Here is a 13000-nt window from a genome sequence, read left to right as displayed (position 1 = left end):
GCCCTACGGTCCGGTATTCGGCTGGTAGCCCCGGTAAGCGTAAGCGCCACCGGGGATGGTTCCCGGATCGCAGTGTTACGGTCCAGTACTCGGTTGGTAGCCCCGGTAAGCGTAAGCGCCACCGGGGACGGTTCCCGGATCGCAGTGTTACGGTCCGGTATTCGGTTGGTAGCCTCGGTAAGCGTAAGCGCCACCGGGGACGGTTCCCGGATCGCGGTGCTACGCACCTTATCCGGGCTACAAATACCACTGCGCCAGCCGGGATGCACCCATTACCGCTTATCACCCATCTGCAAAACCGCGGCTACGTTACGCGCCGTCATTCGCAGGTTGGCGGCAGCGTTGGCCAGCGCTTCATCGAGGGTACAAATGGTATACAACACGCTAAATACCGCATCCAGCCCGTGCTGATGCACGACGCCAACATCGGCGGTAAGGCTGCCGGCAATGCCGATCACCGGGACGTTAAAACGCTTCGCTACCTTCGCCACTCCCACCGGGACCTTGCCGTGGATCGTCTGGCTATCGATACGCCCTTCGCCGGTGATCACTAAATCGGCATCCGCCACCCGCTCAGCCAGCTGCAGCGCATCGGTGACAATCTCAATGCCCGGACGCAACTGAGCACCACAGAACGCATACAGTGCCGCGCCCATGCCGCCCGCCGCACCCCCGCCCTCAAGGCTCAGCACGTCGATATCTAAATCGCGGGCGATGATCCGGGCATAGTGCTGCAGGCCGCTGTCGAGCCGGTCGATCATCTGCGCCGTCGCTCCTTTTTGCGGGCCGAACACCGCACTGGCCCCCTGCGGGCCGGTCAACGGGTTGGTGACATCGCAGGCGACGTCAATCTGGCAATCTGCCAGCCGCGGATCGAGTTCGCTAAGGTCGATACGCGCCAGCGTCTCCAGCGCACCACCTCCGGAGGCGATTTGCTCGCCATCGGCGGTCAACAGTTTCGCCCCCAGCGCCTGCACCATGCCAGCGCCGCCGTCATTGGTCGCACTACCGCCAATACCAATAATGATCTGCCGCACGCCGGCGTCCAGCGCATGGCGGATTAACTCCCCGGTGCCCCAGGAAGTGGTCAGCAGCGGATTACGTTGCGCCGGCGGGACGCTCTCCAGCCCACTGGCGGCCGCCATTTCGATAAAGGCGCACTGGCGATCGCCGGATAGCCCATAAAATGCCTCAACGGATTCTCCCAGCGGCCCGGTGACCATCAGCGGAACCTGATGCCCGCCGGTCGCCGCCACCATAGCTTCCACCGTCCCTTCCCCACCGTCGGCAACCGGCAGCTTGACGTACTCCGCATCAGGATAAATCTCGCGAAAGCCTTGCTCTATCGCCGTGGCCACTTCCAGCGCGCTCAGACTCTCCTTCCAGGAATCCGGTGCGATCACTATTTTCATGTGCTGTCCTTACTCTGAGCCAACTCCTGGCGCTGTCGCGCAATGCCGGCCCCCGCAGAGGCCGGCGGCCATTTAGCGCACCATGCAGGGACGCTTGTTGTCAAAGGTCCAGCCCGGGATCAGATACTGCATCGCCATCGCATCGTCGCGGGCGCCAAGACCATGTTTCTTATATAGCTCATTTGCCTGCATCACGCGGTCCATATCCAGCTCAACCCCCAGGCCCGGGGTACTCGGAACCTGCACCATACCGCCTTTGATTTCAAAAGGTTGTTTGGTCAGACGCTGGTTACCCTCCTGCCAGATCCAGTGGGTATCGATAGCGGTAATTTTACCCGGTGCCGCCGCGGCAACATGGGTAAACATCGCCAGCGACACGTCGAAGTGATTATTAGAGTGCGAACCCCAGGTCAGGCCGAATTCATGACACATCTGCGCTACGCGCACCGACCCCTGCATGGTCCAGAAGTGCGGATCCGCCAGCGGGATATCCACCGACTGCAGGGACAGCGTATGTCCCATCTGCCGCCAGTCGGTGGCGATCATATTGGTGGCGGTCGGCAGGCCTGTCGCACGGCGGAACTCGGCCATCACTTCGCGGCCGGAGAAGCCCTGTTCAGCGCCGCACGGATCCTCCGCATAGGCCAGCACGCCCTTCAGCTGTTTACCAATCTGAATGGCTTCCTCCAGCAGCCAGGCGCCGTTCGGGTCGAGGGTGACACGGGCGTTCGGGAAGCGCTTCGCCAGGGCGCTGATCGCTTCAGCTTCTTCAAAACCGGCCAGCACGCCGCCCTTCAGCTTAAAGTCGTTGAAGCCGTATTTTTCATACGCCGCTTCCGCCAGGCGGACCACCGCATCCGGCGTCATCGCCTCTTCATGACGCAGGCGATACCACTCGCACTGCTCATCCGGCTGGCTCTGATAGGCCAGCGGCGTCGCATGGCGATTCCCGATAAAGAACAGATAGCCCAGCATTTCCACTTCGCTGCGCTGCTGGCCATCGCCGAGCAGGGAAGCGACATTGACGCCAAGGTGCTGGCCCAGCAGGTCCAGCAGTGCGGCTTCGATGCCGGTCACCACGTGAATGGTGGTACGCAGGTCGAAGGTCTGCAGGCCCCGGCCCCCGGCGTCGCGGTCGGCAAACTGGTTGCGTACCGCGCCGAGCACGTTTTTATACTCGCCCAGCGTTTTGCCCACCACCAGCGGAATGGCATCCTCCAGCGTCTGGCGAATTTTTTCACCTCCCGGAATTTCACCGACGCCGGTATGGCCAGCGTTATCTTTGATAATCACGATATTACGGGTGAAATACGGGGCGTGCGCGCCACTCAGGTTCATCAGCATACTGTCATGGCCAGCAACCGGGATCACCTGCATGGTCGTAACAATAGGTGTTGAAGTGAAAGTCGTCATAGCATCATCCTTTTTAATTAGTGACGACCGAAAACGGGACGTTTACGGTCGAATGTCCAGCCGGGGATCAGGTACTGCATCGGGCCTGCATCGTTGCGTGCGCCGCCCGGCAGCGCTTTATAGGCCTCATGGGCTTTGCGCACCTGCTCCCAGTCAAGTTCCACGCCGAGCCCCGGCGCGTCTGGCACGGCAATGCTGCCGTGAATAATCTGCAGCGGATTTTTGGTCAGGCGCGCGTCGCCCTCCTGCCAGATCCAATGGGTATCGATGGCGGTGGGGTTGCCCGGCGCGGCGGCGCCGACGTGGGTAAACATCGCCAGGGAAATATCAAAGTGGTTGTTGGAATGGCAGCCCCAGGTGAGCCCCCAGTCGTCGCACAGCTGCGCCACCCGCACCGCACCGGAGAGCGTCCAGAAATGCGGGTCCGCCAGCGGGATGTCGACGGCGTTGAGCATCACCGCATGGCCCATTTCGCGCCAGTTGGTGGCGATCATATTGGTGGCGACCGGCAGCCCGGTGGCGCGGCGGAACTCGGCCATCACCTCCCGGCCGGAGAAGCCTTGCTCGGCGCCGCACGGATCTTCGGCGTAGGTCAGGACATCCTGCAGGCCTGTGCACAGCGCGATGGCCTCATCCAGCAGCCAGGCGCCGTTCGGGTCGACGGTGATGCGCGCATCCGGGAAACGCTTTTTCAGCGCCCGGGCGGTGTCGATCTCCTGCTCGCCGGGCAGCACGCCGCCTTTGAGCTTAAAGTCTTTGAAACCGTAGCGATCCTGGGCGGCTTCCGCCAGACGCACTACCGCCTCGCTGCTCAACGCCTGCAGGTGGCGCAGGCGATACCATTCGTGATCGCCCGGCGTATGGTCCAGATAGCCAAGGTCGGTTTTCTGCCGATCGCCGATATAGAACAGGTAGCCCAGCACCGTGACGGCATCACGTTGCTTACCCGGCCCCAGCAGCTCGCAGACCGGCACCTTCAGCACTTGACCAAGCAGATCGAGCAGCGCCGCTTCCAGCGCCGCCACCGCGTTAACCTTCAGTTCGAAGGTCCACGCCCCTTTGCCGAAGGTATCAAAATCCGCCGCCTGATTGCCTTTATGCACCTGCTGCACCACGCGATTGAGTCGGGCGACCTCCTGGCCCACCACCTGCGGGATCGCCGCCAGTAGCGTCTGGTAGATAACCTCCCCGCCGGGTGCTTCGCCTACGCCAGTGTGTCCGGCATTATCGGTCAACACCACGATATTGCGGGTAAACCAGGCGTTATGGGCCCCACCGATGTTCAGCAGCATACTGTCGTGCCCGGCCACCGGAATGACCTTCATCTCAGTAATAATTGGGCTGGATTGGGTAGTCATGATTAACGTCCCGCTACAGGTTTCAGTTCGATACGTTTGATATCGCCCACCAGCACGAGGTAGCTCAGCACCGCCACCAGGGCATGGATGCCAACGTAGATCAGCGCGCCGTTGAACGAGCCGGTGGTGCCGACGATATAGCCGATGGCGATAGGGGTGACAATGCCGGAGATATTGCCGAACATATTGAACAGACCGCCGGAGAGACCGCTAATCTCTTTCGGCGCGGTATCCGCCATTACCGCCCAGCCCAGCGCGCCGATGCCTTTACCAAAGAAGGCCATCGCCATAAAGCCGATCACCATCCACTCCACGTTGACATAGTTACACATCAGCATGGTCATGGAGAGCAGCATCCCCAGCACAATCGGCGTTTTGCGCGCAATGTTCAACGAGCCGGTGCGACGCATTAACCAGTCGGAGATCACTCCGCCCAATACCCCGCCGACAAAGCCGCACACCGCCGGAATGGAGGCGACAAAGCCCGCTTTGAGGATCGACATGCCGCGCGCCTGCACCAGGTAAACCGGGAACCAGGTGATAAAGAAGTAGGTTAAGGCGTTGATGCAATACTGACCGATATAGATACCGACCATCATCCGCGATCCGATCAGTTGCTTGATCTGACCCATTTTGACGCTGAACGGTACTTTCTGCGCGCTACCCTTTTGATCCATGTTGATTAGCGCCCCGCCTTCGGCGATATAGTCCAGCTCCTTCTTGTTCACGCCCGGGTGATTGTTCGGATCGTGGATCACTTTCAGCCACACAAAGCTGATCACAATCCCCAGCCCGCCCATAAAGAAGAACACGTGTGACCAACCCACCTCATGCGTCAGCCAGCCCATGATCGGCGCGAAGATAACGGTGGCAAAGTACTGGGCGGAGTTAAAAATCGATACCGCCGTTCCCCTCTCCTGCGCCGGGAACCAGGCGGCGACGATACGGCTGTTGCCGGGGAATGACGGCGACTCGGCAAGGCCGACGAGGAAACGCAGAGTGAACAGCGCGATGATAATGCCAAAGCCGCTGAAGATATCGACGAAGCCCTGCAGCAGGGTAAACATCGACCAGATGAAGATTGACCAGAAATAGACGCGCTTCGAACCGAAGCGGTCGAGCAGCCAGCCGCCCGGGATCTGGCCGATGACATAAGCCCATGAGAAGGCGGAGAACACATACCCCATCCCCACCGGATCCAGGCCGATATCTTTGGCCATTTCCGAACCGGCGATCGACAGCGTCGCCCGGTCGCCATAGTTAAAAGAAGTGACGATAAACAGCATCACCACTATCCAGTAGCGGGCGTTGGTGCGCTTTTCAGCCGCCGTCGCCGCCTGACTTAATGAACTCATTGTTGTACTCCTGAATCATAGCGTTTAGCTACGTTCATTCTGAACAGCACAACCTGTAGGGTAATCAGAATGACGTGGTCGTGTTTTGATAGTTGTCGTTATATCTGGCACTGCATTTGTCACTGGCTGGAGCAGTATATGAAGAGGCTCTCCGCAGCTCACCGTGCATCTACACAGCTTTTGCGCCGCTGTTGCAGGTGATTTATGGCGTATGCCTGAAAGAATGGGGGGAAGTTCACGGAAATGAAAAGCCAGCGCTGCGGGTAGTCAAAAGCGCGGCAAAAAGGGCCAGAGTGTGAAATACCTCTCTTGACCCGGTGAAACTGGCTGGCTTACCCCATGATATTGCTAAGGATATTGTGGCGTTTGCCTAAAGGCGTGGTGCGCGGAAAGCGCTACAATTTCTGCGTCCGCATATCTGGCCGCGACGTGAGTAAAGGGCGCCCTCTGCGTAGGGAGAGGGCAGCGCTTTTATTCGAGCAGGGTAGCCCACTGCTCGACCCATGGATTAGAGACACCTTCTGGTTCCGGATCTTCGCTGGCGTCAATCTGCAGCATCTCGCCGATGCGTTTCGCGCCCTGCTCCTGCAGCAGTTGATCGAACTTCAGGCCGCCGCCGCAAAAGTTGGCATAGGTGCTGTCGCCCAGCGCGATAATGCCGTACCGTAGGTGAGGCTGATACATATCTTTGATCCCCTCATACAGCGGGACGATGCTGTCCGGCAGATCGCCCTGCCCGGTCGTGGAGGTGACCACCAGCACATATTTCCCCGTATAAGATTCCCAGTCTTTCACTTCCGGGTCTTCAAATACTGTCGCTTTATGCCCCAGCCCGCTCAGAATGGCTTCTGCTTCTTCCGCGACCAGCAGCGAGTTGCCATACATGGTGCCGACAAAAATTCCGACTTCCGCCATGCTATTGTCTCCCTGGATTGACCTTATTCTCTTCATCCTGACCGCAGTCGTCGGCAAACTCAACCCTTTCATTTAGCGGGAGAAGCCCGCGCCAGCCAAACTGCGACAGCGCGCGCATCCAGACATCGTCAAAACCGGCGCGCAACGTCAGCGGCTCGCCGGTAAATGGATGGGTTAACGTCAGTTCGCTGGCGTGCAGCATCAGGCGGTGACAGCCGAAATGTTCCGCGGCGCTGCGGTTTTGCCGCAGATCGCCATGCTTGCTGTCGCCAAGGATCGGATGACGCAGATGGGCAAGATGGCGACGCAGCTGGTGCTTGCGGCCGGTTTTCGGCTCCAGTTCCACCAGCCCGTAGCGCGTGGTGGGATAACGCCCGGTGGCGACCGGCATCTCCACTGTCGCCAGACCGCGGTAGTGGGTTACCGCCGGCTGCGGCCCTTTATCTTCGCGGGCGAACTTATCGGCGATTTTATCCAGCTCCTCCACCAACGGGTAATCCAGCAGCGCTTCGTCCATCAGCCAGCCGCGGACGATCGCATGGTAGCGCTTCTGGATCTGATGCTGCTCGAACTGTTGCGCCAGCAGCCGCCCCGCCTCGCTTGACAGCCCCATCAACAGGACGCCGGAGGTGGGCCGGTCGAGGCGGTGGGCGGTAAAAACGTGCTGGCCAATCTGGTCACGCACAGTCTGCATCACCACCACTTTCTCATCGCGATCGAGCCAGCTGCGATGCACCAGCCAGCCCGACGGTTTGTTGACCGCCACCAGCCAGTCGTCCTGGTAGATAATCTCCAGCATCAGGCCTGCTCACCGGCAAACAGCGCATCTAACAGCAGAAGTTCTGCCAGCATGGATTCGCGAACCGGGTGCGCCTGATCCAGGGCCATCTCATAATAAGGCGCGACGGCAAAATTTTGCGGCAGCGGCTGACCGCTCTCCAGCAGCTGGTGCATACGCGGGATCAGGACCCATTGCAGCCATTCCAGCGGCTCAAGGGTATCCAGGCAAAACGGCTTATCGCTGGCAAAGGCGCTGCTATCCGGGGCCATCTCCTGCCAGTGATCTGTTTCGCGCAGCAGGGCTTCAATGGCGCGCAGGCGATCGCGCACGCTATCGTGAAGAGTCATGGGGAAACCTCGATGAGTTAAAAACCGCGCGCAGGATAGCAAATCCGCAGGAGAAATAAAAAAAGGGAGCACTGTATAAACAGTGCTCCCGGTTCGTTTTGCAGCAGTCCCGCTACATTGGTGCTCCCTGCTCGTCCTTGAAAACTTTTCCTGAGGTCTCCTGACCACGTTCATCCTTAAACAAGTGCATCCTGCTTTCACACCACCCCGATGCGAAATGACTTATCCTTAAGTTTGTCCCGATCTTCCTGATCCACCGTTCATCCTGAGCGGCTCTCGTTCTCCATCCTGGAGGTGTCCGTTACGCTATCCTGCGTTATCCTTGCTTCATCCTGAAGCCTGTCCTTGCAACGCCATCCTGGCGGGTCCTGCAGAAGCGCCATCATCCTGATGTTCGCTTCATTTCGCGACTCCCTGTCGACAGACATAGGATCACTGATTCTGCCTCGTCTTACAACCCTTCTTGAGACAATCTCTTAAGATTAGTCCCCACTCAAAAGGACGAAAAAATTAAGATCTAATTCAATACCAATAACTTACCCAAAAAAGGATGGATTAAATTTGCCTTAAATGATGACGATCTCTTACAGGTTTTGTAAGAGATCTCTCACAAATGACTAAGCAGACTGGCTTACAGAACCGGCTCAAGCCGGCTGAGGAAACTCGCAAGCGAGGGAGAAAGCGTAATGCGTTTGGCGGTGCCGAGGGTCTCTTTGACTACCTCGCCGCTGAGATTACAGACGGAAATCACATCCAGTTCACTCTCGAGGGTGGCGATAAACAGCGTCGGCGCCAGCTTCAGGCGCTTTTGTACCACCAGGTGCCCGATTAAATTTTCCTGCACCCGCTGGAAATCCTCTTCACTCCAGGTCTGCAACAGCGTCAGCGTTTCGCCGGCAAACCGGCCGGTCATATCGCCGGCAAACTGAGTGGTATAATAAGAATGAAGCGGCTGTTGTACCACAATATCCAGGGCGCGTTCAACTGCGCTGATATTTTGCGCCAGCGTAAACGGCTGTGGTTGCCAGAATACGGCCTCGCCCTGGGTATCAGCGACGCAAGGCGACGGGATGCCGTAAAGCTCTTCACTGCGCGGCAGGCTGTGGCGCTGCTGCTGCCAGGCGTCGCAATAACGTTGGGTAAAAGCGCGCAGCGCTTCTGCGGTCTGATGGTCCACCGGTTTCTCTCTTCACGTTAGACAGGATACACTGGGAAGATAGTGTACCCGCTTTACTATGGTGAAACATGTCTTCTTACGATAATCATCAGGCGCTGGCCGGCCTGACGCTCGGTAAATCAACCGATTACCGCGATACCTATGACGCCTCGCTGCTGCAGGGCGTGCCGCGCAGTTTAAACCGCGACCCGCTGGGCCTGCATGCCGATAACCTGCCTTTTCACGGCGCCGATATCTGGACGCTGTATGAACTCTCCTGGCTGAACGCCAAAGGCCTGCCGCAGGTGGCGGTCGGCCACGTCGAGCTGCCTGATACCAGCGTCAACCTGGTGGAGTCGAAAAGCTTTAAGCTCTATCTCAACAGCTTTAACCAGACGCGGTTCGCCAGCTGGCAGGACGTTGCAGAGACGCTGACGCGCGATCTCAGCGCCTGCGCGCAGGGTGAAGTTAAGGTGTCGCTGTATCGGCTGGATGAACTGGAAGGCCAGCCGATCGCCCATCTGCACGGCACCTGCATCGACGATCAGGATATCGAGATCGATAACTATCAGTTCAGCGCCGACTATCTGCAGGGCGCCGCCAGCGGCAAAATCGTGGAAGAGACGCTGGTCAGCCATCTGCTGAAATCCAACTGCCTGATCACCCACCAGCCGGACTGGGGCTCGGTGCAGATCCAGTATCGGGGAGCAAAAATCGACCGCGAGTTGCTCCTGCGCTATCTGGTCTCATTCCGCCACCATAACGAATTCCATGAGCAGTGCGTCGAACGCATCTTTAACGATATTCTCCGTTTCTGCCAGCCGGAATCACTTTCCGTTTACGCCCGCTATACGCGACGCGGTGGTCTGGATATCAACCCCTGGCGCAGCAACGGCGACTTCTCCCCCGCTACCGGCCGCCTCGCCCGACAATAATAAACAATTTCACAATTTGCGTGCGTTTAGGCGCGCGCAAGGTTGTGAAAACGCGGTTCACAGGGCTATTGTAATCACAGGAAGACGATAAGCGTCCTGTAAGGAGTTCACTTGATTACACATGTTAGCCCGCTTGGTTCAATGGATATGCTGTCGCAGCTGGAAGTGGATATGCTTAAGCGCACCGCCAGCAGCGACCTGTATCAACTCTTTCGCAACTGCTCGCTTGCGGTGCTCAACTCGGGGAGCCTGACCGATAACAGCAAGGAGCTGCTCTCCCGTTTTGAAAATTTCGATATTAACGTGCTGCGTCGCGAACGCGGCGTGAAGCTGGAACTGATCAACCCGCCGGAAGAGGCCTTTGTTGACGGGCGCATCATCCGTTCCCTGCAGGCCAACCTGTTCGCCGTGCTGCGCGATATCCTGTTCGTTTACGGCCAGATCCACAATACGGTTCGCTTCCCGAACCTCGATCTGGAAAGTTCAGTCCATATTACCAACCTGGTATTTTCGATCCTGCGCAACGCCCGCGCGCTGCACGTCGGCGAGGCACCGAATATGATCGTCTGCTGGGGCGGCCACTCCATCAACGAAAACGAATACCTCTACGCCCGCCGCGTCGGTACGCAGTTGGGTCTGCGGGAACTGAACATCTGCACCGGCTGCGGGCCTGGCGCGATGGAGGCCCCGATGAAAGGCGCCGCCGTCGGCCACGCGCAGCAGCGCTACAAAGACAGTCGCTTTATTGGCATGACCGAGCCGTCCATTATCGCCGCGGAACCGCCAAACCCGCTGGTCAATGAGCTGATCATCATGCCGGATATCGAAAAACGTCTGGAAGCCTTCGTGCGCATCGCCCATGGGATCATTATCTTCCCGGGTGGCGTCGGCACCGCTGAAGAGCTGCTCTATCTGCTGGGTATTTTGATGCATCCGGAGAACAAAGCGCAGGTGCTGCCGCTGATCCTCACCGGACCGAAGGAGAGTGCCGACTACTTCCGCGTGCTGGACGAGTTTATCACCCATACTCTGGGCGAATCCGCTCGTCGCCACTATCGGATCATCATCGACGATCCGGCGGAAGTGGCGCGACAGATGAAAAAAGCGATGCCGCTGGTAAAAGAGAGCCGTCGCGAGACCGATGACGCCTATAGCTTTAACTGGTCGATTCGCATCTCGCCGGACCTGCAGATGCCGTTTGATCCGACCCACGAGAACATGGCCAACCTCAAACTCTCCCCGGACCAGCCGGTAGAAGTGCTGGCTGCCGACCTGCGTCGTGCCTTCTCCGGCATTGTCGCGGGTAACGTCAAAGAGGTAGGTATCCGGGCCATCGAGCAATACGGCCCTTACAAACTGCACGGCGACCCGGAGATGATGCGCCGCATGGACGATCTGCTGCAAGGCTTCGTCGCCCAGCACCGCATGAAGCTCCCGGGCGGCACCGCCTATATTCCCTGCTACGAAATCATTGCCTGATTTCCTGCTCTCCCGCCGGGGCCTCGCCTGACGCCTGCCCCGGCGGGCCCTTTTCCTCTGGCTTCCAGAACGCGCCAAAAAGCTTTCAGTTACCAATCAAGCACCTGAATCATTTCTACATAGCCAAACGTTTGCGTTGGTAAAAACTGCGACAATTATCACTGCAAAAAATGGTTTTAAGCGCAAAAACGTCGACTACATCTCTTTTTTACAGTAAATCCCTCGTTATTACGCCGCTCCGCTTTTATCTCATATGCTGCAAATGGTAGCCTGCGCGCCACAAATCGCTGGCTGATCACCAGAAACAGGCTGTTGGACTAAAAATACGCACATTGAAAGTGGATTATTGCATTTGAGATCGCGATCACTGATGCATAAACCATATAAATGTATCTTTCCGGCCCAATTATTACGGAGAAAATTTCTAAAAAAACCGTAATTAGACAAATTTCGTGTTACGCAATTGTATTTATTCATTAGATTTTGTTGATTCCTCCAGGAGATACAGATGGAAACCACTCAAACCAGCACCATCGTTTCGGGCGAAACCCGTAGCGGATGGCGTAAAACCGACACCATGTGGATGCTGGGCCTGTACGGTACAGCGATTGGCGCGGGCGTCTTGTTCCTGCCGATCAACGCCGGCGTCGGCGGTATGATCCCCCTGATTATCATGGCGATTCTGGCCTTCCCGATGACTTTCTTCGCCCACCGCGGCATGACCCGCTTCGTGCTCTCCGGGAAAAACCCGGGCGAAGACATCACCGAAGTAGTGGAAGAACACTTCGGCGTAGGCGCAGGTAAGCTGATTACCCTGCTTTACTTCTTCGCTATCTACCCGATCCTGCTGGTTTACAGCGTGGCCATCACTAACACCGTCGAAACCTTCATGGCGCACCAGCTGCACATGACGCCGCCGCCGCGTGCCATTCTGTCACTGATCCTGATCGTCGGCATGATGACTATCGTGCGTTTCGGCGAGCAGATGATTGTGAAAGCGATGAGCGTGCTGGTGTTCCCGTTCGTCATCGCGCTGATGGTGCTCGCTCTGTATCTGATCCCGCAGTGGAACGGCGCAGCGCTGGAGACGCTCTCCCTGAGCAGCGCCTCCGCAACCGGCAATGGCCTGCTGATGACCCTGTGGCTGGCGATCCCGGTGATGGTCTTCTCCTTCAACCACTCGCCGATCATCTCCTCCTTCGCGGTGGCTAAGCGTGAAGAGTACGGCGAAGGCGCCGAGAAGAAATGTTCCAGTATCCTCGCTCGCGCTCACATCATGATGGTGCTGACCGTGATGTTCTTCGTCTTCAGCTGCGTCCTGAGCCTCTCTCCGGCTGACCTCGCCGCAGCGAAAGAGCAGAACATCTCGATTCTGTCTTACCTGGCAAACCACTTTAACGCGCCGGTTATCGCCTGGATGGCACCGATCATCGCGATGATCGCCATCACTAAATCCTTCCTCGGCCACTATCTGGGTGCCCGCGAAGGCTTTAACGGCATGGTGATTAAATCCCTGCGCAGTAAAGGCAAATCGATTGAAATCAACAAACTGAACAAGCTGACCGCGCTGTTCATGCTGATCACCACCTGGATTGTGGCAACCCTGAACCCGAGCATCCTCGGTATGATCGAGACCCTTGGCGGCCCGATTATCGCGATGATCCTGTTCCTGATGCCGATGTACGCGATTCAGAAAGTCCCGGCGATGCGTAAATACAGCGGCCATATCAGCAACGTCTTCGTGGTGATTATGGGCCTGATTGCCATCTCCGCGATTTTCTACTCGCTGTTCAGCTAATTCATTCAACGCCTCCCCCCGCGCCGCTTTACGGCGGCGCGCTTTCCGACA

At 57.7% G+C, this 13000-nt stretch carries 11 protein-coding genes; 3 read left to right on the top strand and 8 right to left on the bottom strand.

The features are described from left to right. Positions 1-272: 272 nt before the first annotated feature. From LGL98_RS04930 to syd, 8 genes are all read right to left on the bottom strand, one after another. On the bottom strand, positions 273-1412 hold the full coding sequence (locus LGL98_RS04930; RefSeq protein ID WP_136029386.1) for a glycerate kinase: 1140 nt from the start codon (positions 1410-1412) through the stop codon (positions 273-275). A 72-nt stretch (positions 1413-1484) separates the two neighbouring features. Next, a complete protein-coding gene (gudD, locus tag LGL98_RS04925) occupies positions 1485-2825 on the bottom strand; it encodes a glucarate dehydratase (RefSeq protein ID WP_136029384.1) in 1341 nt (446 codons plus the stop codon). A gap of 17 nt (positions 2826-2842) precedes the next feature. After that, positions 2843-4183: an enolase C-terminal domain-like protein gene (locus tag LGL98_RS04920; protein ID WP_136029382.1), complete on the bottom strand. Its 1341-nt coding sequence runs from the start codon at positions 4181-4183 to the stop codon at positions 2843-2845. Positions 4184-4185: 2 nt separating this feature from the next. Next, entirely contained in the window at positions 4186-5538 is a 1353-nt protein-coding gene (locus LGL98_RS04915) for an MFS transporter (protein ID WP_136029380.1), read from the bottom strand. 471 nt (positions 5539-6009) lie between these two features. Beyond that, a complete protein-coding gene (locus tag LGL98_RS04910) occupies positions 6010-6453 on the bottom strand; it encodes a flavodoxin (RefSeq protein WP_136029377.1) in 444 nt (147 codons plus the stop codon). 1 nt (position 6454) lies between these two features. Further along, entirely contained in the window at positions 6455-7252 is a 798-nt protein-coding gene (gene truC / locus LGL98_RS04905; RefSeq protein ID WP_136029375.1) for a tRNA pseudouridine(65) synthase TruC, read from the bottom strand. Continuing rightward, complete coding sequence (locus tag LGL98_RS04900) at positions 7252-7581, bottom strand: YqcC family protein (protein ID WP_136029373.1); 330 nt, start codon at positions 7579-7581, stop codon at positions 7252-7254. The genes truC and LGL98_RS04900 overlap by 1 nt, the downstream gene beginning before the upstream one ends. A gap of 631 nt (positions 7582-8212) precedes the next feature. Then, positions 8213-8758 carry a SecY-interacting protein gene (syd, locus tag LGL98_RS04895; RefSeq protein ID WP_136029371.1) on the bottom strand — a complete coding sequence of 182 codons (546 nt, stop codon included), beginning with the start codon at positions 8756-8758 and terminating at the stop codon, positions 8213-8215. Between the two features lie 68 nt (positions 8759-8826). Between syd and queF the strand changes: the two genes are divergently transcribed. From queF to LGL98_RS04880, 3 genes are all read left to right on the top strand, one after another. Beyond that, positions 8827-9672: an NADPH-dependent 7-cyano-7-deazaguanine reductase QueF gene (gene queF, locus LGL98_RS04890; RefSeq protein ID WP_136029369.1), complete on the top strand. Its 846-nt coding sequence runs from the start codon at positions 8827-8829 to the stop codon at positions 9670-9672. A 111-nt stretch (positions 9673-9783) separates the two neighbouring features. Beyond that, positions 9784-11151 (top strand): nucleotide 5'-monophosphate nucleosidase PpnN, encoded by a 1368-nt coding sequence (gene ppnN / locus LGL98_RS04885; protein ID WP_136029367.1) that lies wholly within the window; start codon positions 9784-9786, stop codon positions 11149-11151. A 508-nt stretch (positions 11152-11659) separates the two neighbouring features. Then, positions 11660-12949: an HAAAP family serine/threonine permease gene (locus tag LGL98_RS04880; RefSeq protein ID WP_136029365.1), complete on the top strand. Its 1290-nt coding sequence runs from the start codon at positions 11660-11662 to the stop codon at positions 12947-12949. Positions 12950-13000: the final 51 nt, after the last annotated feature.

The sequence above is a fragment of the Klebsiella africana genome, assembly GCF_020526085.1.
GTDB lineage: Bacteria > Pseudomonadota > Gammaproteobacteria > Enterobacterales > Enterobacteriaceae > Klebsiella > Klebsiella africana.
This window is presented reverse-complemented; position numbering and strand designations above follow the sequence as displayed.

Coding starts and splice junctions, on each gene's coding strand:
- LGL98_RS04930 (WP_136029386.1), bottom strand. CDS start 1,412: ATGAAAATAGTGATCGCACCGGATTCCTGGAAGGAGAGTCTGAGCGCG.
- gudD (WP_136029384.1), bottom strand. CDS start 2,825: ATGACGACTTTCACTTCAACACCTATTGTTACGACCATGCAGGTGATC.
- LGL98_RS04920 (WP_136029382.1), bottom strand. CDS start 4,183: ATGACTACCCAATCCAGCCCAATTATTACTGAGATGAAGGTCATTCCG.
- LGL98_RS04915 (WP_136029380.1), bottom strand. CDS start 5,538: ATGAGTTCATTAAGTCAGGCGGCGACGGCGGCTGAAAAGCGCACCAAC.
- LGL98_RS04910 (WP_136029377.1), bottom strand. CDS start 6,453: ATGGCGGAAGTCGGAATTTTTGTCGGCACCATGTATGGCAACTCGCTG.
- truC (WP_136029375.1), bottom strand. CDS start 7,252: ATGCTGGAGATTATCTACCAGGACGACTGGCTGGTGGCGGTCAACAAA.
- LGL98_RS04900 (WP_136029373.1), bottom strand. CDS start 7,581: ATGACTCTTCACGATAGCGTGCGCGATCGCCTGCGCGCCATTGAAGCC.
- queF (WP_136029369.1), top strand. CDS start 8,827: ATGTCTTCTTACGATAATCATCAGGCGCTGGCCGGCCTGACGCTCGGT.
- LGL98_RS04880 (WP_136029365.1), top strand. CDS start 11,660: ATGGAAACCACTCAAACCAGCACCATCGTTTCGGGCGAAACCCGTAGC.